The organism is Candidatus Avelusimicrobium luingense (assembly GCF_902757105.1).
Classification (GTDB): Bacteria; Elusimicrobiota; Elusimicrobia; order Elusimicrobiales; family Elusimicrobiaceae; genus Avelusimicrobium; species Avelusimicrobium luingense.
In genome coordinates, this window is sequence record NZ_CACVTK010000004.1 from 37,507 (window position 1) to 59,198 (window position 21,692).

Genomic DNA, 21,692 nt, shown 5'->3' on the forward strand with positions numbered 1-21,692 from the left:
TTAAAAACTCCAATGCGGCGTGAAAGAATCACCGGGTAAATCAGCCAACACATGCGGCGCGCTGCCGTCCATATCCATTAAATACAACTGTCGCGAGCCGTTGCGGGTGGTAGTAAATGCAATAAACCGCCCGTCGGGAGACCAAGTCGGGTCTTCGTTAGAGCCGGCATCGGTGGTTAAACGGCGAATTTGCGTGCCCGTTAAATCGACCAAAAAGATATCCATCGGGTGATACGGGGCTTCGCGTCCGGAAAATACAATCCATTCCCCGGTGGGAGACCATTGCGGGCTATCCGACCAGTTGAAATTTTTGGTAAGTGCCCGCGTTTGCCCGGTGGCTAATTCCATGACGTAAATTTGCGGATTGCCGGCACGGTTAGATACAAACGTAATATATTTGCCATCGGGTGAATAAGACGGCGAGCCGTCCACAGACGCCTTGTTGGTAATGCGTTGTTTTTTATGTGTTTCTAAATTGTAAATGTAAATACTCGGGTTCGCTCCGCCGGATGACGTAAAGACAAGCGCTTTTCCGTCCGGCGATACACCGCCGATAAGTGAAAGCCCGCCGCGAATAATGACCGGAGCAATTTTGCCCGCTTTTAAGTCAATAGCAAAAATATCCGGGTTGCGGTATTTGTAGGTGGTGTAATAAATGCGTCCGTCTTTAGACCAGCGCGGGAGTAAAGCAATGCTTTTATCGTTGGTAAGTTTTTGCAAATTCTCGCCGTCGTAATCTACCATATAAATTTCTTTGTGTTTGGTAGCGTTGTTGGCAAACGCAATTTTCGTATCGGCAATGCCGCGTTTACCGGTAAGTGCCGCGGTGATTTGATCGGAAGCGATGTGGGCTAAGCGGCGCAAACTGGTTTTGGTGCCTTTGAACGCTTTTGAAAATACCGCGGTGCGGGTGGATAAATCATAGACGTAAATTTTAATCGTATAGTACGGCTCGCTATATGAAATAGAACCCACGAGTAAGTAACTTGCCCGGGCGCGTGCCCAACCGGTCATGGTTTGGCTGAGTTTAGATGCGTTAAACGCGGGGCCGTCTTCATTGATGTCAAAATAGCGTGCAAAGAGTAAATCGGCGCGTAAAGTTTCGCGTACCAATTGGGCGGCACTTTCGCTTTGAGCATCGGCGACAAATTGCGGTAAGCCAATAGCAGGTAGGTGTTTGTCACCCACCGAAGTAATACCGATATACACATCGGTTTTGGGCGCGGCGAAAACCGGCGCACAAAGACATACAAGGACGGTTGTAATAACCGCTAATGAAATAAGTTTTTTCATGATAAAGTTTCCCGGTTTATTTTAATTTTGCCAATTCTTCTTTGGCAAGTGCGGCTTCCGGTGCGGACGGATATTGGCGCACGATAGAATTGAGATACTTTTTGGCTTCGTCTTTTTTATCTAACGGGATAATACTGCGTGCGTATTTCAGACGGGCCGCCGGTATCAATTTGCTTTTCGGAAATTTTTGTAATAAGGTAGCATACGCTACCGCGGCCGATTTATTTTTGTTTTGCGCGCTGTAAGCGTCGCCCATATACATATAGGCTTCTTCTACATTTTCTCCGTCGGGATAAGTGGAAATATAGAGTTTGAATCCGGTAGCGGCCGAGTCATAAGCCGCCTTGTCTAAATGCGTTTTGGCTTGGGCAAATAAATCGGAAGGCAACATGGTGGCCGACGGTTTGCTGGTCTCCGCCGGACGTGTAACCGAGGCGGCGAGGTCATCTAATTTAGTGGAAAATTTGGAGAGTTGCTCGTCCATTTGGGACAAGTTCTCGTTAGATACGGATAAATTTTGATTTAACTCGTCCATTTTTCCGGCCAGTTCCGCTTGGTTGGCCTGCATTTGGACGATGGTGCGATTAAGTTCTTGTAATTGCAGTTTAAGCGTGCTGATATCGTTTTGACTGGCAATACAACCGGACAGCAAAAAGCCCGAACCGGCCATAAAAATAAGTTTCGTAAAGTTTTTCATGCGTTCGGGCTCCTTGCCAAAACAGCCTTATTTGACGCTTAAGAGCGTTTCTGCGCGGCGGTTTTTCGCCCAGCAGGTTTGGGTTGCTTCCGTGCAAACGGGTTTTTCTTCCCCGTAAGAAACGGTTTCAATGTTCGCAGCGGGAATACCCAAGCGCACATAGTTGGCTTTGAGTTCTTCGGCGCGTTTTTGACCCAAGGCGATATTGTAAGAAGTGGTACCTCTGTCGTCGCAGTTGCCTTCTACGGTTACTTTGTAGTTGGCTACGGTAGCAGCCGATTTGATGGCTTGCGCGTTGGCTTCTACAATTTTGCGGGCATCGGAAGTCAAGGTGGCTTTATCTAACGCAAAATATACGGCACCCAAGGCAACTTCTTGCGTCGGGATGGTTACGTCTTCCACAGTGGTTTCTTCCAATGTCATTTCTACACCGGAGTTGGTACCGGCGGTCAAGTCCGCATTGGCATCATCTTTAACGTTCTTTTTGCAGGCGGTCAAGGTGGCGGCCAAGGCGAAAACTAAAACTACGTTGAGTAAGTTTTTCATGTGCTTCTCCATTTTAGATTTGTATTTCTACAATACTAATGATACTAACTTTTTAGTATGCTGGTCAACGAAAAAACCTTGTAATTTTGGAGTAGAAAACCGGAAAATTACAAGATATATAATTCCGGCCCCGGTTTTTTACATTTTTGGGCCTGTTTTTTTAGAGAATGTCTAGTCGCGTAAATCGCCTTCTTGTCGCCACGGATACCAATAGGTATCTTCGGGCAGTTGGGCTTTGTTGCGGTTTTTAGCACCGCACAAAATCGTAAAGCGTAGGGCAAAAGATAAGTTGTCGTTGCGGTGGCGGACGGTTAAATCCAGCCGTGCATCGTGAAAATCATGCACAAGACGAGCCATTTTGTTAAACCCAATTACGCTTCCGCGGAAAAACGAGGCATCTATCCCTAAATCTAATTTCCATTTTTGATTTGGCGGACGCAAGCCAAGCGTGGTGGTAACGGTATAGCGGTCTGCATTGGTGGTATAGCGAGATCCGGGGTCTGTATAATCGGCAAAGTTATTTAAGCCCAAGCCGAGTATTTGTCCTTTAATATTAAAGTTAGATTGGGCAATAAAATTCAAATTCTTCTTGATTAAGTCGTATTGATCTTGAATAAAGAAATTGATAGTTCCGTCCGGTGAGTTGTAGCCCCATTCCGCTAAGAACGGCTCTATGCGTTCTTTGAGATGTTCCCACGTAATTTCTCGCCCGAAACCATCGGTTAAATCGTAGGTATAGTCGGACAAATTAAACCCGGCTCCCAATTTAACGTGTGTGTGCAACGTGGGGCGGTAATAATGATTGACGTATAAGTGGTTGCGTTCAATACCTTTATCGGGTGATAAACTATCCGATGAAATGGTACCGGTGGACAGACGTTTGGTGAATTGATAGCCGAAATCGGTATTGCCCAGTAAGGAGCGGGTTTGCATATTAACATCCGTTCCCACGCGGCCTACCCAAGCATCTTTATCATTATAATGGGTATCATCAAACGTAATTTTTTGATCGTAAAATACGCTGGGCATCAACGTAAAATACCCTAAACGAAAAGATTTTTCTGCCGTCCAACGCGCGTGGCCTTGCCGCTGATACGGGCCTTCTTCGTTGGGGCGGTCGTTTTGGTATTGCAATTTGGATGTATTATTGAAATCTACTTCAAAGCGGTGCGATAATTTTAACAAAGGATCGTTGACGGGCAAAATCATATATTTAATTTCCGGCAGCACACGTTTTTCGGCCATAAATTCGTTTTTGTTCCACGCGAAAATATCTTTTTCTTCGTACGATACGCGCAAAGTCGTTCGACGTGTTTGGCGTGCCACGGATAAGTTGGTTTCTTGGTCGGGCATGAAGATATAGGGGTTGCTGCGGAAGAATGAATCGTTAAAATACGGATCGGACACTTGGCGAAATTGCGTTTGTAATTGATACAAGGCCCCGGATTCGTTATTGAAATGATCGGAAGAATCGTATATTTCCCACCAGTAACCGCCTTTAAGCCCCCAGCGTTTTTTGTCGGAGAGTTCCAGTTCTTTCGCGTTTTGGTCGTTAATAAAATAATACTCCGCACTACCGCGCAAGGTGGGCGACTCAACAGCCGTAAGCCCCGCCCCGATTCCCACACCCGATTGGGTGTAATAATCTAAATTTAATATCGGGCGCAAGCCGAGTATCGGCTTAAATACGGACGAAGTCAACACCCCAAACCCCACGTGATTGCTTTGGGTAAAATCTACATACGTCGTCCACGGTTTTTGGGAATCTAACGACCGCCAAAAAACAGGTAAATACAGTATCGGCACGCCATCTACGCGCATAACTGCGTTGGTGCCAAACACACGCTTTTGCGGCGAAACGGTCAACTTCCCGACGGAAAGCGTATAGTGCGGATCTTCGCAATCGCAACAGGTTACTTCGGCATGGCGCAATTTTTGTTTGCCGTTTTTGGATGAAATTTCCTTTGCCCCTAAAATGCGCAAGGGGGGATATTCGGTGGTTAAATTTTCGGCTTTGAAATCTTTGGTGGTGTAGTTACCGGTAACGTTGGTGCCGTGCAAAACACCGCCTTGTCCGTCTTCCAAAGTAATGGGGCCGACCGATGTAAAAGTGGTGTTTTCTTGGTCGTATGTTAAATTTTCTCCCGTAACGGTGCGTTTTTTGCCGTCGGGCGTTTTTTGAATAATCGTTACGTTTCCGGTCAGATTAACTTTTTTGGAATAAGGTTCTACGGTAGCGTTGTCGGCGGTGAAATAAATAAAACCGTCATTATCCGGCGCGGGTAACGTGCGGTCTTGCGCCGCGGCAAATGCGGTGCAACAACACAACAAGGCAAACGATTTCCAAAAAGTCTTATGCATCATTTAACGGAAATTTTTAGCGTGGTGAATAGCGTATAAGGCCGCGCCTACTCCTCCGATATTGGGGTTTTTAGATACGAGCAATTTTAACGCACGAAACGGCGTCTTGAACGGTTGAGCATCCAATACGTGTTTGAGTGCAGGCATAAAATACGGTGCCGCGCCCGACACGCCGCCGGTAAGTACAACGGTATCTATATCTAACACTAATACTAAATTGGCAATACCTACACCTAAATAACGGCCGGTATCTTCCCAAATTTGTCGGGCGACAGGGCAACCGTTTTGAGCCGCCCGAAAAACGGGTTCTATCTTAAAATCGTCTGACGTGCCGACTAATCGTGCCAGTTCGCTTTGCGGGTGCTTTTCAACGGCTTGATGTACGCGGCGTTTAATACCGATAGTGCCCACAAAGGCTTCTAAACAGCCGTGAGAGCCACAGCCACACAACGGGCCGGTAGCGGTGTCCTCAATTTTCATATGACCGATTTCGCCCGCGGTGCCGTTGGAGCCTTGGTAAAGTTCGCGGTTAAGAATAAGCCCGCCGCCGACACCGGTGCCTAATGTAACAACTAATACATTGGTGCCTTGGCGGTGCAAATCGGTTTCATACACACCCCATGCGGCTAATGTGGCGTCGTTGACCACACGCGGTAAAATACCTGTTTTTTCCTGTAGTTGTTGGGCAATCGGCCAATCGTCCACATCGGTAAATTTTAAATTGGGGTTGTAGCGTAAAATTCCTTTTTGGTTATCCACATCACCCGGTGCGCCGACGGCTACCGCTAACGGTTCGGGGGCATATTCTTGTTTGAAACGGTTGATATATGTGGCAACTTGATCTATAAATCCTTTCGCCCCGCGGGCATAATCGGTCTCTATTTTTTCGGTGCGTAAAATTTCACCTTTTTCATTGAGTACGAAAAATTTAACAAATGTTCCGCCGATATCAACACCTACGCCAATCATAGTGAATTCTCCTTCCCTTTGGGATGAGCGTTTTGATATACGCTTTTTAACCGCTCCACCGAAACGTGCGTATACACTTGCGTAGCGGCTAAACTTTTATGACCTAGCATTTCTTGCAAACTGCGTAAATCGCACCCGTTGTTAAGTAAGTGTGTTGCAAACGAGTGACGTAAACTGTGGGGAGTTACTTTGCGTACCAAATGCGCGCTAATAGCGGTATTTTTGAAAATATAAGCAAGTCCGTCACCCGTTAAGGGTTTGCCGTTATGGTTTAAGAAAAGTGCCTCTTGCGGTTGGGGGTTGGGGCGGCTTGCCAAATAATCTTTTAAGGCGGCAAGGGCAGTATCCGTAACGGGAACAAGCCGCTCCTTGGAGCCTTTCCCGAACACTTTAACAATGCCGTTAAAAAAATCTACATCTGCAATTTTTAAGTTTGTTACTTCACTTCGGCGTAGTCCGCTGGAATACATCAGTTCAAATAACGCCCGATCTCGCGGGGCCATTTTGGTATGGGCGGCGGTATCTAAGAGTTGTTCGGTTTCCGATTCGGTTAAAAATTTCGGTAATAATTTTTGACGTTTGGGAGCGGGGAGTAACTTAAAAGGATTTTGCGCCAGTTCCCCTTGGTCCAGTAAATAGGCCGCAAAACTGCGTAAGGATGCAATCTTGCGTAAAATAGTATTACGGGCCGGATTATGTTGGGTTTGCAGCGCAGCTAAAAACGAACGGATATTGGCCGATGTAAATTCTTTAATATCGGTTAGTTGCCGTTTGTTGCAAAAGTCCAAAAACTCCTCTAAATCGGCCCGGTAACTTTTAATCGTTAACGGCGAGAAGTTTTTATTTTGCAAATGTAGCAAAAACGCATACACCCATTCTTCCACGTTATTTCTCCGCTGAATTGGCTTTTTGTTTGGCTTCGTGCGCGGCTTTGATTTGGGCAATTTCTTCCGGCGTTACTTGCACAATTGTTTTGCATTTAGGATATCCGGAACAGCCCAAAAATTCCCCGCGTTTTGACGAGCGCAACACAAACGGCTTCCCGCATTTTTCGCACTTGCGGTCGGTGACTATCGGGCCCGTAGAGGCCACTTTGTTTCCGTTGGCGTCCACCGAGTAGGTGTTTTTGCATTTAGGATAAGCCGAGCAGGCTAAAAATTTCCCGCGCCGTCCGGTGCGAAGCACCATCGGGGCGCCGCATTTGTCACACACTTCGTTTGTTTGTTCGGGAGCGACTTTTTCGCCGGAACTGGAGAGGTTGATTTTGCCTTTGCACGTCTCATCACTGCAGACAAGATATTCCCCGAAGCGGCTGCGTTTTTTAAGCATAAACTTACCGCAGACAGGGCATTTTTCTTCCGTTTGTTGGGCGGCGGGACGTTGCATGCCTTTGTCGGCTTCTTCTAATTCGCGTTTGAAATTAGTGTAGAAATCGGACAATAAGGCCACCCATTGTTGGGCGCCTTCGGCCACTTGGTCTAATTTTTCTTCCACGCCTGCGGTGTAGGATAAGTCCATAATTTCTTTGAAAAATCCTTTCAAACTTTCCGTTACCGTAATGCCCAAATCGGTAGCCACTAATTTACTCGTTTTGGGTTGGCGGGCGATATATTTGCGGTCCAAAATCGTTTTGATGGTGGGCGCGTAAGTGGACGGACGACCGATCCCGTGTTTTTCAAGTGTTTTAATCAAACTTGCTTCGTTGTAGCACGGCGGCGGAGTTGTTTTGTGCGCTTTGGAATTGATATCCAATACGGTCAGTTGGTCGCCTTCTTCCAACGCCGGAAGCAACGCGCTTTGGCTGTCTTCGTTATTTTCTTCTTCGTCTTGATCTTTGTAGATAGATAAATAACCCGGGAATTTAACCGTCCGTCCGTTAGCACGTAACAAACAGGTTTTTTCATCCCCGGCGGCAATATCAATGGCTACAGTATTGAACACGGCATCGGCCATTTGGCTGGCCACAAAACGTAACCAAATCAGTTCGTAGAGTTTGTATTGGTCGGCCGTCAAAAACGGTTTCATGTTTTGCGGCGTGCGGCGTACGTCGGTCGGGTGAATAGATTCGTGTGCTTCTTGTGCGCCCATCACTTTACTTTTGTAGACGGGTTGTTTGGCCGGAACAAATTGCGGGCCGTATTTCTCGCCGATAAATTTTTTCGTTTGTTCTTGCAACAGTTTAGACACGTTAAACGAGTCCGTACGCATATACGTAATTAACCCGATGGTTTGCCCTTCCACTTCAATACCTTCATAGAGCGTTTGGGCAGTCATCATGGTTTTTTGAGATGAGAACCCTAATTTGTTATACGCATCTTGTTGCATGGAACTGGTAATAAAAGGCGGTTTTGGTTTTTGTTTGACTTCCTTTTTTTCTACCTTAACAACGGTATTAGGGCCTTTGCGTAACAGTTCGTTAATCGGGGCTAATTTGGCTTCGCTGTCAAAGACGGTATTTTTAACTTTGTAATCTTCGGCAAATAGGTGATAGGTGGTCGTTTGTTCCACGTTTTTGCCTTGCCATTTCGTTACACGCGCCCAGAATTTAGGGGCGGTTTGCGGTTTTTCAAATTGGGCACCGATTGTCCAATATTCTTGTTCTTTAAAATCGGCGATTTCTTTGGCACGTTCGGCCAGTAACCGCACCGCCACCGATTGTACACGCCCCGCTGATAAACCGCGGGTAATTTTTTTCCAAAGTAACGGAGACAATTTATAACCTACAATGCGGTCTAAAATACGGCGGGCTTGTTGGGCATTGACGAGATTTTCGTCAATTTTACGTGCGTGCGAAAAAGATTCTTTAATGGCTGCCGGCGTAATTTCGTGGAAGAAAATACGTTGATAACGTTCTTTGGGAAGTTTTAACAGTTCCACCAAATGCCACGCGATGGCTTCCCCTTCGCGGTCAGGGTCGGTAGCAAGGTAAATTTCCGGCGCGTTTTTGGCTACGGCAGTCAGTTCGCCGATTAACCGTTTGGCGCGGTCCACCGGGCGGTAGGTGGGGGTAAAATTATTATCAATATCTACTCCCATATCACGTTCGGGCAAATCACGCACGTGCCCGAATGAACTGCGTACAATATAGTCGCTTCCTAAAATTTTGCTGATTGTTTTTTGTTTGGTGGGAGACTCCACAATAACGAGTTTTTTCCCTTTTACATTAGTTACCATAATTTCACTTCCTTCTTAAAATTTGCTCTTGCTGTATAATCCGTTTTCGCAAGATAAAAATCCTTGTACTTCCAGTTCAAATAACAGTCCTGCCGTTTCGGGCACGTCGGCTTGTAGGGCTTCGGCTACTTGGTCTAAACTGCAACTGCCCGTGCCGATAATTTCCATCACTTGCTTGGCGCGCGGCGACAAAGTTTCCTGCGGTTTTACCGGTGTATCTTCCACACGTTCAAAAAACCGCGGGTCTAACCCAAAGCGGGACTCTTGTGGTATATAGTCTAGTATATCTGCGACGGAAGTTACAACCCCCGCCCCTTGGCGAATGAGCATATTAGGCCCGCCCGACTGTGGGCTGTCTATCGGGCCGGGGACGGCTAAAACGTCTTTTCCCATTTCTAACGCCAGTTTAGCTGTAATGAGTGCGCCTGATTTTACTTCGCCTTCAATAACGACGACCGGTTGCGATAAAGCCGCAATAATACGGTTTCGGCGCGGAAAGTGAAATGCATTTGGCGGACTGTGAAAAGGAAGTTCGGAAATAACTGCACCGCCCTGTTCTAATAACGCTTTTTCCAAGGCGCGGTTTTCCGCCGGATAACACCGCCCGATACCGGTGCCGATTACGGCAATAGTCGGTTTTTTAAGGCGCACACAGGCGGCGTGGCACTCGCTGTCAATGCCGCGGGCAAGCCCACTGACAACCGTTACCCCGCATTGGGCGAGTTCTTCGCCAAGTTTGCGTGCTACCCGGCGGCCGTAAGGTGTAATTTTGCGCGTGCCGACCAGTGCCGCGCACGCGTGCGCTTCCGGCGGCAATTTGCCTAGTACATAAATGGCTAGCGGTGCTTCTTTACAATTGCGTAATGATTGCGGATATTCATCATCTTCCGGCAGATAAATATGTCCGCCCAGTGCGGCGGTTTTATCCCATTCTTCTTGCGGGTTAACGGAAAAAGCCGCTTGTAATAATTTAGCGGCAGTAGCGGGGTTCAAATTGGCTTGCGCGGCTAATGTTTGGGCATCTTGACGCAAAATTTCTTGCGCGGAGCCGAAAATTTCAATCAGCCGTTCCAACCAGTCGGCCCGTAAATATAAAAAGGCATTTAATTGGATACGCGCTAAGCGTTCCGCAGATGAAATGGATGGGTTCATACGTCAGCCACTCCTTTGCGGTCTAACGGGCGGTATTGCATCACTTCTATTAAATGTTTGGTTTCAATATTTTCGCTGCCTTCCAAATCGGCAATGGTGCGGGCTGTTTTCAAAATTTTATCTAAACTGCGTGCGCTTAAACCGAATTTGCGCATGGCGGCTTCTAAAATAGTATCCGCCCCCGGCGGTAGCGGACAAAATGCCTTGAGTTGTGCGGGAGTCATGAAGGCATTTGCGGTAGTGGTTGTGCCGGCAAAACGCTTGCGCTGAATTTCCCGCGCTTTTAATACGCGCTCGCGGATTTGGGCGGATGTTTCGCCTTCGCTGTGTTTGTTCCAATCGGTATATTTTACGGGGTTCAAATTAACGGTTAAATCAATGCGGTCCAACAACGGGCCCGAAATGCGCGATTTGTAACGGTTGATTTGCATGGGCGTACACGTGCACGGCTTTAAGGGGTTTCCTAAATTGCCGCACGGACACGGGTTCATGGCCGCTACCAGCGTAAAACGTGCCGGATACGAAACGGTTTCTTTCGCGCGAGAAATGGTTACTTGTCCGTTTTCCAACGGCTCGCGCAATACTTCCAGCGACGAACGGGAAAATTCGGCAAATTCGTCTAAAAACAACACTCCGTTATGCGCCAGCGACACTTCGCCCGGGCGCGGATTAGAACCGCCGCCGATTAAAGCCACATCGGAAATGGTATGGTGCGGATCGCGAAACGGACGTTGCGTTAGGAGTTTGCTTTTGCCCATCAAGTTGCAAATAGAATAAATTTTGGTAATCTCTAACGCTTCTTCTTGCGTAAGGGGAGGCAAAATACCGGGGAAACGTTTGGCAAGCATGCTTTTACCCGTACCGGGCAACCCGATCATCAGCACATTATGTCCGCCGGCAGCGGCAATTTCTAAGGCACGTTTGGCTAATGCTTGGCCTTTAACATCCGAAAAATCTAATTCCGTTTGCGGGGCTGTTTCTTCCTGCGGAATAAATTGGATTTTAACAGCCGTTTCATCTATGCGCTCTTCCAAATAATCTACCAGTTCCCGCAGTGTGTGCGGCGTAATGAACGGGGCGGCTGACACTTGCCCTTCTAATACATTTTGCGGGGGGATAACGGCTGTTTTGTTGAGTTTCTTGCATGAAATCAACATGGGCAGTACGCCCGCGCAAGGGCGCAACGAGCCATCCAGTGCCAGTTCCCCAAGGACTAAAAATCGGGATAATTTTTGGGTAGCGTTAGCAGAGAGTTGGTCGCTGGCGGCCAATATGCCCAGCGCAATCGGCAAGTCAAAATGGGTGCCGCTTTTGCGTAGTTCGGCCGGCCCTAAATTAACGGTAATGCGTTTGGATGGAAAATCAAAACCGCTATTACGTACGGCAGCGGTTACGCGGTCTTTACTTTCTCGCACTTCAATATCCGGCAATCCCACCACGGAAAGCGAAGGAAGCCCCGGCGCAATATCAACTTCTACCGAGACTTCAAACCCTTCTATCCCTTTAATGGCTCCTGTACGGATATTGGCTAACATAATTAGTTAAAACTCAACACAATGCCGGACGGAGTAGTTGAAACTACCGTAAAATTTGTATTGTATTTGCGAATAATTTTAGCGGTCAATTCTTCCGATGTGGAGGTGTTGGCCGATATATCAAATTGGGCGCTGGAGTTAGCATAGCGTACCAAATTGAAATCTTCAATTTCACGCAATTCTTTCAAGATATCTTGCAGTTGTTTAAGCCGTTCAATCGTTTTGACATCTTTAACGGTTAAGTGAAAAACTTTGGCGGAATTGATAGCGGCATTGACAGGTTCAATGAGTTGTTTGGCGGCATTTTCACACGCAGCGGAAATAGATTTTTGGGCCGCAATTTCCGGCAACGGATCCAAACCGCTTTGCTGTTGCGCTCCTTCTGCTACGACGGCATAATTGTTAGTCGCATACACACGAATATTAGCGCGCGCACGGTACGTTTTGAACGGAGAGACCGTAGCGGTGGCTAAATTTTCCAACGGATTGGTAGCCGTGTCGGCAACAATTAAAAAGCGGGCGCCTTCCGTGCGGGCTTTATCAATAGTCGGGTTGGGGTTGTCTATATTATTTTGGCTTAAATTATCCCCATTGACCAATGCAAACGGTTGCGCTTTTAAGGCGCGGTAAATGGCTTGTTTGCAATCTTGGCGCAGGGAAACTTCCTCACCTACTGTTTCGTGTGAAGCCACGATAATGGTCGTTTTTTTAGCGAAGGAATCGGCTTCCGATTGTTTGATGATGTCGCCAATGTCTTTGACTAACACCATGGCTTTGAGTTTAGTGTAATACTCATCGCCTTTGCGATAGGCCTTTTGTACGTGGCTGTGCCGAATAAACCCGGCCGATTTAGAGGTGATTTTATCTTCTACGATTTGGGCTTGATCAACGGTAGTAGCCGAAGAAATAAATACCCCCGCTACTTTTTCTACGGCGGCTTTTTGGGCGGCTAAAATACCGTCTTTTTTCATTTGCCGCAAGTTGTTTTCATCATACGGTACTAATGATTCGGCGATAACATATTCGCCTTCGCCTTTCGGGCCGATACGCCAAGCACTGCAGGCGGTTAAAGTAAGTAGAACAGTTAATACAAAAGCCAGTTGTTTTTTCATTTCTTTTGCTCCGGCTCAATTCCGGCTTGTTTAAGCGCGGCGCGGTTTACCCGCATAATTACACTGCATCCGCCATCGTCTAAATATTCGGTGGAAATGAGTTCCATGTGTTGAATAAGCCCTTGTGCGGATGTTTCCACGGTACTGCCAACGGAAACGGCATCTACTACTTGCACGTGGCTATCTAATTGGGCCCCGTACAAAATTTCGGTAGCACGTTGGTAGGCATGCGCAATGGCTGCTTCACGACTCATGATGCGGCGTTGTGAATCGCTGGTGTGGGCGGGATTAACCGCACCCAAGCCGCGAACCCACAAATAATCGTTCGTTAGTAACATATCATTGAAAGACGGGGCAATTTTTCCGTCTTTGACGGCTGTTTTTAAGCCGGAAGAGCAGGCTCCCAAACAAATTAAGGATACGAACAGACAGAATATTTTTTTCATAAATTATCTCAACAATTCGGCGATTACCTTTACATACGTGCTAGGCAAACGCATGGCTTCGGTATTGATAACACCGCAGCGGATAAGCATAATTTCCAACATATGCGTTAAAATATCATAGAAGTTTTCGCGCACAGACGGTTCGCATACGTTTAAGGCGGGCCCTAAAATCACGGCTCCGTGTAATTTTTTGTTATCACACAAGTTGGCAATTTTAAAGGCCGACGAAATGATATTTTCAGTAGAGTATGACGAGCGTACCGCAATATCAAACCCACCGCTAATACCTAATTCTTTGGCGCGTTGTTCCAAGGCATAAACCATCCAGTTCATCGCGCTGGAATTATTGCTCGGGTAGAAGAAACCGATGCGTCCCCATTCGCCGTTTCCTACGGTGCTGATAGAGGAAATAGAGGCAGGTTCTTTGGTTAATAATTCGCTGTTGGGGTCTTCTCCGGTCGTAGCAAGTAATTTTTCCAACATATCCGCTTGGGAGCGTTGGGATTCGTCTATGTGTGGGAAAATTAAATTTTCCAACACTTTCAGCCGGTGAATACTGCGTTTGATGGCACTAAGCGTCATGTGTGTATCGTTAAAGAATTGGGAAATTTGGGCATCGGTTAAATCTACGCCGTTTCCCATGAGCATTGTTTTAACGATTTTGAAATGAGAATGCCCGCTGGCTGCCTTGAGTTCGGAGATCCAACCGGAGTCTAAATGGAATTGGATTAAATCTTCCAATTTGCCTAAACTTTCCGGCGGATATTTAGACGTTACCACAATTTGTTTTTGTTCTTTCAAAAATTTATTAAGTAATTTTGAAATGTGGGCGCGGTTTTGTTCGTTAATAGCAAGCAAGTGGATATCGTCAATCAAAAGCACTTTGACGGTGTCCATAAATTTTTCAAATTTTTCCATGTTGCCTTCCAGCGCATAGCGTTGGATACCGCGGGATAAACGCACCCCGTTGGTCATGAAAATATTTTCTTGCCCGAATTTCTTAGAGAACCCATACGCCATCGCGTTTAAGAAGTGGGTTTTACCGGTCCCTGTTGTTCCGTGGAACACAAGCGGGTTATACATTTTGCCCGGATTATCCAATACGGAAATAGCGGTAGCGTGTGCAAAACGGTTGACGGACAATACCAAATTTTCCAAGGTATATGTCGGAAGTAACGGCACTTCCAACGGCCAATTGTGTTTTTTGAGTTCCGAAAGAGGTAATTCAATGGAATAGTCAATTGTTTTTGTTTTTTCCATAGGATCATTTTCTTCCGGGATTTGGGGAGCCGGAGTGGCGGATGCGCTCGGCATTTCCGGCATGGAAGATTGTTGCAAAGAAGGCATAGCCGGTGCCGGTATAGGGGCAGCGGGTTGCTCAACTGCCGGTATGGCTGGCGGAGCCGGAGGCGTTGTCATCTCTGCCGGGGCTATTGGAGCCGTCGGTGCCACCGGGGCTGCAGGCGCTACCGGTGCTTGGGGCGGTTGAACCGCGGGTGGCGGAGGAACCGGCGCACTCGGCGCAACGGGTTTGGGTGCAGCAGGTGGAGTAACTGACGGAATAACAATTTTTTTAGGCATAATAGGAGTCCTCGGTGTAGTCGGAGCCGGGGCAACCGGTTCGGCAGATGGTGTTTGCTCTCGCAGACGTAAAATAGTTTTACCTGACGGTGCCGTTTTTAAGGGTTCTTCTTCAGGTTGCGGCACAGCAACGGGTGCCGGAGTAACAATAGATTCAGGTTGTTCCGCAATAGGAGCATCCTGTGTTGGAGTAGCGGGCGGTTGCTGTGGCGTCCGCAGGTGTAAAATTGTTTTTCCCGATGGGGCCTTTTGATCCGATACGGCCGGTTTTTGTTCGGTTATTTTTGGCTCGGTGATCGGTTCAATGTCCGGTGTGATTTCCGAAGTGCCGACTTGGGCGGCCTTTTTGGGGGCGAGAATAGGAATTTCCGGCATGGATATTTCCGGTTTTTGCGCTTTGGGTGCCGCAGCGGGTGCCTTTTGTTCAGCCGGTTGCGGTTCAAGTATCGGTTGTGGCGTAACATCTAAATCGTCCGGGATATCAATGCGCGTCATATCTTTGGTATCAACAGAAACTTCTTCCGATTCTTCGTCGTCATCTTCTTGGGTGGAAATAGTAGAAACTTCATACATGGGATTTTGCGAATTTTCTTCGGTCAGCGTATCCATGTTTTCCGGTACGTCCGGTGTTTGCGGTGTCAATTCTTTTTCCGTATGTTGCGATTTGGCAAACTGGGAACGCATGACTTCGGTGCTGATAGTCGCCTCTAAATTGAAGGTTTTTTCCAAAGATTCCACTTCACGGCTTGAAGCATCCGAGTCTTCTGTATGCGGTGTAATATCGGGCAGATTGTCCTGACCGTTTTGGGTGACGAGTTCCGCCGGCGGGACCGTATTTTCTAATTTCATTTCTTCCGGTACCGGGCAAGGCACATGCGTAATGGCATCTACGCGGATAGTTTCTTCCGTATCCGGTTGGATGCTTTGTACGGATAAATCTTTGAGTAACGAAGATGTTTTTAATACTTCTTGTTCTACGGCGTTTTGTTCGGGTAATGTTTCCGCCATAGCGTTGAGTTGGTCTAAATCTAAAATGCTGGTTTGGTCTTTGATTTTTTGGTCAAAGATATTAAATCCGTTTCCCGCACCGGAAGCATTTTCTGCTTGATCCAGTTTTTTATCGCGAGCCGTTTGTGATGATTTGTCGGCCTTAATCTTATTGACATCCAAAAACATATCGTATTTGGTCTCTGCCGAGAAAATATCCTGTAACGGCATTTTGCCAAGTAGCGTATCTTCCATATCTTTAATCAACATATCTTTATCGCTAAAAGGCAAATCGTTGGAATCGGCTTGTTCTTCTTCCTGGGGGGCATCTTTGTCTTGGAACACTTCTTCCAAAGAGGCGGCCCCGGAATCGGTGGGGGTATTATTACTGCTTAAAAAACTGTCTTGCGGGTTAATGTCCACTTGCGGTGTGTTTTCTTTAGCGGCAGAGTCGTTTGTTTGCCCGTTAAATAGCGGGCTGCCCAGATTTCCTCCGGCGGCAAATTCATTGATTTTACCTGATTGGGCAACTACTTCCCGCACAGCGGTACGAATTTTTTCTAAGGTAGTTTCATCTAAATTAGATGGCAAACCGAAAGCATAGGTAAACGGCGCTTGGGCGGCTTTGGGCGTTTGCACATAGCCGGCTAATTTACGCGCAATTAAACGGACGTCTTGCTCGGTTCCGTCTATTACAAGTGTAAATGCGTTTCCGATGGAGTTGCTTTGCGAAATAATATCCCAATTCGTAATCATTTTCCCTCTACAATTGCAATACCGCTACTGGCCCCGATGCGAGTCGCTCCGGCGGCGGTCATCGCGTCGTAATCGGCGCGTGTACGTACTCCGCCCGAAGCCTTTACCTGCATGGTCGGCGCAATAGATTTACGCATGAGTGCCACATCGTTAACGGTGGCTCCGCCCCCTACAAATCCGGTGGACGTTTTGACAAAATCGGCTTGGGCTTTGGTGGCCAGTTCGCAGGCTTTGATTTTTTCTTCATCTGTCAGTTGCGATGTTTCCAAAATCACTTTAAGCACTTTGCCCGCACACGCTTGGCGTACGGCTTGTATATCGGCCAACACTATCTCATATTCTTTGGCCCGCAACGCACCGATGTTAATTACCATGTCAATTTCGTCTGCGCCGTTTTTGACGGCTTCCGCCGTTTCATAGGCTTTGACGGCAGTTGTGTTTGCTCCGAGCGGAAAACCGATAACGGTGCATACCTTAACAGGGCTGCCGCCGAGTAATTCTTTGGCGTAAGACACCCAAAACGGATTGACACATACGCTGCAAAAGCCGTACTGTTTGGCTTCTTCACACAAGCGGCGAATATCTGACCGCGTGGCGGCAGACTTTAAGAGCGTATGGTCAATGTGTTGGGCGACGGTCATATTAGTTAAAGTTAATAATACGCGCGAATTTTTCCGCAATAAGCGATTGGCCGCCAACGAGCGCACCGTCCACATCGGGTTTAGCCATAATTTCATCTACGTTCGTATCTTTGACGCTGCCGCCGTACAAAATGCGGGTGGCTTGGGCGAATTTATCGCTATACGTTTTGGCTAAATACGCGCGGATAGCCGCATGCACTTCTTGCGCTTGTTCGGGCGTGGCGGTTTTGCCGGTGCCGATGGCCCATACGGGTTCATACGCAATAATAATGCCGTTTAATTGTTCTTCGGTGAAATTGGCAAGTCCGTTTTTAAGTTGGCCTTCAATCACTTGCATGGTTTTTCCGGCTTCGCGTTCTTGCAAGGTTTCACCGACGCAGAAAATTACTTTTAATCCGTGGCGCATGGCGGCGGCTACTTTTTTATTTAAAATTTCATCGGTATCGCCGAACACACTGCGGCGTTCGCTGTGACCGATTAAGGTAAGAGTGGCACCTGCATCTTTGGCTTGGATAGGGGAAACGGCAGACGTAAAAGCACCTTTATCTTCCCAGTGTACATCTTGCGCGGCTACTTGAATTTCGCTGTCTTTGGTAAGACGGGTAACAATGTGTAACGATGTATAAGACGGAGCGACGATAATTTCCGCATGGTTTTTATTTCCGGCTTTGGTAAGCGCGGTAACAAGCGCGGCGGCTTCGGTAATAGTATTGTGCATCTTCCAGTTTCCGGCAATGATGGGAGTTCGTTGTGTCATAATTAAAATTCCTCTGTAATATATAAAGTAATGGCCTCTCGCTTGTTGGGGCGAGACTCCTTCCATTAAATACTATCATAAAATAGGGCAAAAAGAAAAGTTAAATTTAGGTTATGGATAAAAATTTTTAGTTTTTTTGTCTGCTTGCAAGGAAAAACTTGATTTGTTTTTTTTGCTAGATTTTATAAAATAAAGCAAGGAAACAAAAAAGGAGATAACTATGGAAAACAATCGGGCTTTTACGCTTATTGAATTATTGGTCGTTGTACTTATTATCGGCATTTTGGCGGCGGTGGCGTTGCCACAATACAATAAGGCAGTGCTCAAAAGTAGGGTGGCGCAAGTGCTTTCCTATATGAAAACAGTGAAAAATGCCGAGGAAGTGTATTATTTAGCCAATGGTACCTATACGGCGGATATGGAAGAAATAGCGGTAGAAGGCGGTTTGCCTTCCGGGTGGACATTGGAATTAATTGCTACGGGTGTGAGTGCTGGAACTGTTCATGCAAATATGTATCAAGGGAGTACATTATTGATGGATATTGTAACCAGTTTTGACCACCGCAGTGATAAACCGGAATGGGCAGGAATGACTTATTGTTATGTGCCTAAAAACACCATGTACGAAAAGGTTTGTAAAAGTTATGGGTCGGTTTTACCAAATGGAGACGATGGAAGTTATATACGGTATCAAATATACTAAAATATCCCTGCCTTTGCTTATACAGCAAGTAGCGGGGGATTTTTACAATTTGTGTTAACTTATTACACCGCGCACAAACAGATTTTATGTTTGTCGGCTAATGCTACTACTTCTTCCAAGTCCATCACTAAAGTTTTCCCGGCTTCAAAGGCAAGCACGCTAAAGCCCGCTTGCACGACGCTTTCAATGGTGCCCTTGCCGATAACGGGTAAATCGTAGCGGTTGTCTTGATTCGGGCGGGCCACTTTCACTACCGCTACGGCGGCTTTTTTCTCCGCTCCTTCTTTGACCAGTTCCCCGGCGCGGCGGATGCAGCGGTCAGTCCCTTCCATCCCTTCTACGGCAATGACCGCACTTTGGCTGACTACGCACGTAAGACCAATGTCCATCCCCGCAATTTGTTTAGCGGTTTGAAATCCGAAATCAATGGCTTTTTGTTCTTCTTCGGTAGGTTGTCGTTTGGATAAAACGCCTTTTTCCGGTAAGAAATCTTCCAAAAACGAAGCGGAACTGGCAAATTCAATACCGTCTTTTTTGAACTCATCAATCAGCCGCGAGAGAATATTTTTAGTCTGCATAGTTTTTAAGGTGGCTAAAAATTTCGCGCCGCGTAGGTCCGGTACGATATTAGAAAATATAGAGGTATGTTGCACGCGTCCTGCCATAATCACGCGCGAAACGCCATTCTTCTTGAAAAATTGGATGCACGCCCCCAACTGCCCCATGCGCATGGTTTGAAAAACGCTTGCGCAGGAGTAGTCTTCGGCAAAGGCATTGCCTTTAATGCCCGCTACCACCACTTCATATCCTTTGGCGGCGGCTTTGCGGGCGATATAAACGGGCATTTTCCCTTCGCCGGCGATGAGTCCTATTTTATTCGTCGTCATGTTCTCTCATGCTGCGTTTAGCGGCAATTACACCGCGTTTGGAATTTTTGCAAAAATCAATCATATGTTGCACTTCCGGGCACGGGTGGGTGGCTTCCAACTCGGCCAAGGCTTCACCGAGTAATTTACCGCTTCTGAATAAGGCTTTATAAGCGCGGCGAATTTCTAAAATGGCTTCTTTGGATAATCCGTTTCGGCGCAAGCCTACTAAGTTAATCCCGATTAAGCGCGCGCGTGCCCCTTGGGCAATACAATAAGGCGGAACATCTTGGTGCACCATGGTGCCGCCCGATAACATAGCCATTGTGCCGATACGAGAAAATTGGTGGATACCGATTAAGCCCGAAATGACCGCGCGGTCTTCAATGGTAATATGTCCCGCAACGGCGGTACTATTGGCAATAATGATGTTGTTACCTAAATGACAATCGTGCGCAATATGTGAGTTGGCCATTAACAGGCAGTTATTGCCGACTGTGGTCGGTACATTGACATCGGTGGAGCGGTGAATAGTTACACACTCGCGGATTTTGTTACCATTGCCCAATACCACGCGGGTATGTTCGTCTTTATAGGATAAATCTTGCGGTTTGACACCGATAAACGAACTGGCAATCAGTTCATTATTGTCGCCCATGGTGGTATTTTCTATTACACAATGCGGTCCGATGTGATTGTTTTTACCGATAACAACGTCCGGCCCGATAACGGTGTAAGGCCCGATGACCGTAGAGGGGTCAATTTGGGCGGAAGGATCAATAACTGCGGTGGGGTGAATATTTTTAGTCATGGGGGGAATCTCCTACAATAAAATTAAGTGTGGCTTGCGTGCACAATTTACCGTTGACGTACGCTTCACCGTAAATTTTGGAAATACGGCCCAAGCGTAAAATTTCAATGGGCATTTCTAATGTATCGCCGGGACAAACCATCCCGCGAAATTTGGCTTGTTCTATACTCAAAAAGAGCGGTAAGGAACGACCTTCTTGTATTACTTCGGGCATTAAAGCCCCGCCGAGCGTTTGCGACATACTTTCCACTACCAACACTCCCGGCATAACCGGATGGCCCGGAAAGTGCCCTTTGAAATAGAACTCATCGGCACGTACTTGATGTACGCCGATGTATTTTTTGCGCTTTTCCAATACCCGTATTTCGTCCACCAGTAAAAACGGCTCGCGATGCGGAATGTTGGCCTTGATATCCTCTAAACTATAAACAGTTTGAACAGGAAGCGTCAAAAAATGTTTTAACGAAGTTGTTTTTACCATCCTTTTTCCTCTTTATTCGCCAGTAAAATTTTAGCAAAAATTACGTTGTGTTTGTGCCCGCCGCCGCGGCAAACAATCGTAAGCGGGGGGAGTTTGTGCTTGGTTAAACTGATATCGCCGATTAAATCTAACAGTTTATGACGTACCATTTCATCGGGATAGCGCCGTTCGTTTAGGAAACGGTCTTTGCCGATAATGACGGCATTTTCTAAATTACCGCCTTTGGCTAACCCATGGGCCTTTAAGAATTCCAATTCTTCTTCAAACCCGAAGGTGCGCGCACGGGCAATTTCATTCATGTAATTTTCCGGTGTAAATTCCAAGGTGTATTCTAAATGCGAAACAAGCGGATGTTTATGTTCATACACGAATGTAAAAGTAAGTTTATCAGCCGGAGTAGCACTGTACGAAATGTTGCCGCTGGTGTATGTGATAGTGCGTTTGATATCTAAAAGCGGTTGTTCGGCAGATAATTCACGCAAACCCGCTTGCAAGAAAGCGTCCGCATAGACGTCACTGGCGCCATCGGTAACCGGTGGTTCCGGGCCGTCCATTTCCACGCATACATCGGTAATACCGAGTGCATGCAAGGCAGACAGTACATGTTCCACCGTGCAGACTTCGGCCGTGTCGTTTTTCAAATTAGTACCGCGCAGCGTGGAACCGACGTGGAAAACATCGGCTATAATCGGTTTTGCTCCGGCGATATCGGTGCGTAAGAAAGTGATACCGTTTTCGGCGGGTTTGAACGTCATAACCGCCGGCGCGCCCGTATGTAAGCCGATGCCTTTGATAACGGTTGTTTGTGCTAATGTTTTTCGCAT

Annotated in this window: 19 protein-coding genes; 1 reads left to right on the forward strand and 18 read right to left on the reverse strand. The window is 46.9% G+C overall.

What is annotated here, in order from left to right:
- From ACQY3H_RS04575 to tpiA, 14 genes are all read right to left on the reverse strand, one after another.
- Entirely contained in the window at positions 1–1,293 is a 1,293-nt protein-coding gene (locus ACQY3H_RS04575) for a DUF5050 domain-containing protein (RefSeq protein ID WP_428075314.1), read from the reverse strand.
- Positions 1,294–1,309: 16 nt separating this feature from the next.
- Positions 1,310–1,990 carry a tetratricopeptide repeat protein gene (locus ACQY3H_RS04580; protein ID WP_428075316.1) on the reverse strand — a complete coding sequence of 227 codons (681 nt, stop codon included), beginning with the start codon at positions 1,988–1,990 and terminating at the stop codon, positions 1,310–1,312.
- A 27-nt stretch (positions 1,991–2,017) separates the two neighbouring features.
- The gene (locus tag ACQY3H_RS04585) at positions 2,018–2,536 is read right to left on the reverse strand and encodes an OmpA family protein (protein ID WP_428075318.1); all 519 of its coding nucleotides are present in this window, start codon (positions 2,534–2,536) and stop codon (positions 2,018–2,020) included.
- Positions 2,537–2,707: 171 nt separating this feature from the next.
- Positions 2,708–4,900 carry an LPS export ABC transporter periplasmic protein LptC gene (gene lptC, locus ACQY3H_RS04590; RefSeq protein ID WP_428075320.1) on the reverse strand — a complete coding sequence of 731 codons (2,193 nt, stop codon included), beginning with the start codon at positions 4,898–4,900 and terminating at the stop codon, positions 2,708–2,710.
- On the reverse strand, positions 4,901–5,866 hold the full coding sequence (locus tag ACQY3H_RS04595) for an ROK family protein (RefSeq protein WP_428075322.1): 966 nt from the start codon (positions 5,864–5,866) through the stop codon (positions 4,901–4,903).
- Positions 5,863–6,750 carry a site-specific tyrosine recombinase/integron integrase gene (xerA, locus tag ACQY3H_RS04600; protein WP_428075324.1) on the reverse strand — a complete coding sequence of 296 codons (888 nt, stop codon included), beginning with the start codon at positions 6,748–6,750 and terminating at the stop codon, positions 5,863–5,865. The genes ACQY3H_RS04595 and xerA overlap by 4 nt, the downstream gene beginning before the upstream one ends.
- Before the next feature lies 1 nt (position 6,751).
- On the reverse strand, positions 6,752–9,040 hold the full coding sequence (topA, locus tag ACQY3H_RS04605; protein WP_428075326.1) for a type I DNA topoisomerase: 2,289 nt from the start codon (positions 9,038–9,040) through the stop codon (positions 6,752–6,754).
- Between the two features lie 15 nt (positions 9,041–9,055).
- Positions 9,056–10,192 carry a DNA-processing protein DprA gene (dprA, locus tag ACQY3H_RS04610; RefSeq protein ID WP_428075328.1) on the reverse strand — a complete coding sequence of 379 codons (1,137 nt, stop codon included), beginning with the start codon at positions 10,190–10,192 and terminating at the stop codon, positions 9,056–9,058.
- A complete protein-coding gene (locus tag ACQY3H_RS04615; protein WP_428075330.1) occupies positions 10,189–11,727 on the reverse strand; it encodes a YifB family Mg chelatase-like AAA ATPase in 1,539 nt (512 codons plus the stop codon). Before ACQY3H_RS04615 ends, dprA begins: the two co-directional genes overlap by 4 nt.
- 2 nt (positions 11,728–11,729) lie before the next feature.
- The gene (locus ACQY3H_RS04620; RefSeq protein WP_428075332.1) at positions 11,730–12,839 is read right to left on the reverse strand and encodes a hypothetical protein; all 1,110 of its coding nucleotides are present in this window, start codon (positions 12,837–12,839) and stop codon (positions 11,730–11,732) included.
- Positions 12,836–13,285 carry a hypothetical protein gene (locus ACQY3H_RS04625; protein ID WP_428075334.1) on the reverse strand — a complete coding sequence of 150 codons (450 nt, stop codon included), beginning with the start codon at positions 13,283–13,285 and terminating at the stop codon, positions 12,836–12,838. The genes ACQY3H_RS04620 and ACQY3H_RS04625 overlap by 4 nt, the downstream gene beginning before the upstream one ends.
- A 3-nt stretch (positions 13,286–13,288) precedes the next feature.
- Entirely contained in the window at positions 13,289–16,609 is a 3,321-nt protein-coding gene (locus ACQY3H_RS04630; RefSeq protein WP_428075336.1) for a DnaA ATPase domain-containing protein, read from the reverse strand.
- Entirely contained in the window at positions 16,606–17,250 is a 645-nt protein-coding gene (gene deoC / locus ACQY3H_RS04635; protein WP_428075338.1) for a deoxyribose-phosphate aldolase, read from the reverse strand. The genes ACQY3H_RS04630 and deoC overlap by 4 nt, the downstream gene beginning before the upstream one ends.
- Position 17,251: 1 nt before the next feature.
- Complete coding sequence (gene tpiA, locus ACQY3H_RS04640) at positions 17,252–18,007, reverse strand: triose-phosphate isomerase (protein ID WP_428075340.1); 756 nt, start codon at positions 18,005–18,007, stop codon at positions 17,252–17,254.
- Between the two features lie 220 nt (positions 18,008–18,227).
- Between tpiA and ACQY3H_RS04645 the strand changes: the two genes are divergently transcribed.
- Positions 18,228–18,710 (forward strand): type IV pilin protein, encoded by a 483-nt coding sequence (locus tag ACQY3H_RS04645; protein WP_428075342.1) that lies wholly within the window; start codon positions 18,228–18,230, stop codon positions 18,708–18,710.
- 62 nt (positions 18,711–18,772) lie between these two features.
- Here ACQY3H_RS04645 and ACQY3H_RS04650 read toward each other — a convergent pair whose 3' ends face one another.
- The 4 genes from ACQY3H_RS04650 to lpxC are packed head-to-tail and all read right to left on the reverse strand — an operon-like array spanning position 18,773 to position 21,692.
- A complete protein-coding gene (locus ACQY3H_RS04650; protein ID WP_428075345.1) occupies positions 18,773–19,597 on the reverse strand; it encodes an LpxI family protein in 825 nt (274 codons plus the stop codon).
- On the reverse strand, positions 19,584–20,387 hold the full coding sequence (gene lpxA / locus ACQY3H_RS04655; RefSeq protein ID WP_428075347.1) for an acyl-ACP--UDP-N-acetylglucosamine O-acyltransferase: 804 nt from the start codon (positions 20,385–20,387) through the stop codon (positions 19,584–19,586). Before lpxA ends, ACQY3H_RS04650 begins: the two co-directional genes overlap by 14 nt.
- A complete protein-coding gene (gene fabZ, locus ACQY3H_RS04660) occupies positions 20,380–20,868 on the reverse strand; it encodes a 3-hydroxyacyl-ACP dehydratase FabZ (RefSeq protein WP_428075349.1) in 489 nt (162 codons plus the stop codon). Before fabZ ends, lpxA begins: the two co-directional genes overlap by 8 nt.
- Entirely contained in the window at positions 20,862–21,692 is an 831-nt protein-coding gene (lpxC, locus tag ACQY3H_RS04665) for a UDP-3-O-acyl-N-acetylglucosamine deacetylase (protein ID WP_428075351.1), read from the reverse strand. The genes fabZ and lpxC overlap by 7 nt, the downstream gene beginning before the upstream one ends.

What these genes read in the sequence shown, in the direction of transcription:
- tpiA (WP_428075340.1), bottom strand. Translation starts at nt 18,007, where the DNA reads ATGACACAACGAACTCCCATCATTGCCGGAAACTGGAAGATGCACAAT.
- ACQY3H_RS04580 (WP_428075316.1), bottom strand. Translation starts at nt 1,990, where the DNA reads ATGAAAAACTTTACGAAACTTATTTTTATGGCCGGTTCGGGCTTTTTG.
- topA (WP_428075326.1), bottom strand. Translation starts at nt 9,040, where the DNA reads ATGGTAACTAATGTAAAAGGGAAAAAACTCGTTATTGTGGAGTCTCCC.
- lpxC (WP_428075351.1), bottom strand. Translation starts at nt 21,692, where the DNA reads ATGCGAAAAACATTAGCACAAACAACCGTTATCAAAGGCATCGGCTTA.
- ACQY3H_RS04585 (WP_428075318.1), bottom strand. Translation starts at nt 2,536, where the DNA reads ATGAAAAACTTACTCAACGTAGTTTTAGTTTTCGCCTTGGCCGCCACC.
- deoC (WP_428075338.1), bottom strand. Translation starts at nt 17,250, where the DNA reads ATGACCGTCGCCCAACACATTGACCATACGCTCTTAAAGTCTGCCGCC.
- ACQY3H_RS04575 (WP_428075314.1), bottom strand. Translation starts at nt 1,293, where the DNA reads ATGAAAAAACTTATTTCATTAGCGGTTATTACAACCGTCCTTGTATGT.
- ACQY3H_RS04595 (WP_428075322.1), bottom strand. Translation starts at nt 5,866, where the DNA reads ATGATTGGCGTAGGTGTTGATATCGGCGGAACATTTGTTAAATTTTTC.
- ACQY3H_RS04645 (WP_428075342.1), top strand. Translation starts at nt 18,228, where the DNA reads ATGGAAAACAATCGGGCTTTTACGCTTATTGAATTATTGGTCGTTGTA.
- fabZ (WP_428075349.1), bottom strand. Translation starts at nt 20,868, where the DNA reads ATGGTAAAAACAACTTCGTTAAAACATTTTTTGACGCTTCCTGTTCAA.
- lptC (WP_428075320.1), bottom strand. Translation starts at nt 4,900, where the DNA reads ATGATGCATAAGACTTTTTGGAAATCGTTTGCCTTGTTGTGTTGTTGC.
- dprA (WP_428075328.1), bottom strand. Translation starts at nt 10,192, where the DNA reads ATGAACCCATCCATTTCATCTGCGGAACGCTTAGCGCGTATCCAATTA.
- ACQY3H_RS04620 (WP_428075332.1), bottom strand. Translation starts at nt 12,839, where the DNA reads ATGAAAAAACAACTGGCTTTTGTATTAACTGTTCTACTTACTTTAACC.
- ACQY3H_RS04630 (WP_428075336.1), bottom strand. Translation starts at nt 16,609, where the DNA reads ATGATTACGAATTGGGATATTATTTCGCAAAGCAACTCCATCGGAAAC.
- ACQY3H_RS04625 (WP_428075334.1), bottom strand. Translation starts at nt 13,285, where the DNA reads ATGAAAAAAATATTCTGTCTGTTCGTATCCTTAATTTGTTTGGGAGCC.
- ACQY3H_RS04650 (WP_428075345.1), bottom strand. Translation starts at nt 19,597, where the DNA reads ATGACGACGAATAAAATAGGACTCATCGCCGGCGAAGGGAAAATGCCC.
- lpxA (WP_428075347.1), bottom strand. Translation starts at nt 20,387, where the DNA reads ATGACTAAAAATATTCACCCCACCGCAGTTATTGATCCTTCCGCCCAA.
- ACQY3H_RS04615 (WP_428075330.1), bottom strand. Translation starts at nt 11,727, where the DNA reads ATGTTAGCCAATATCCGTACAGGAGCCATTAAAGGGATAGAAGGGTTT.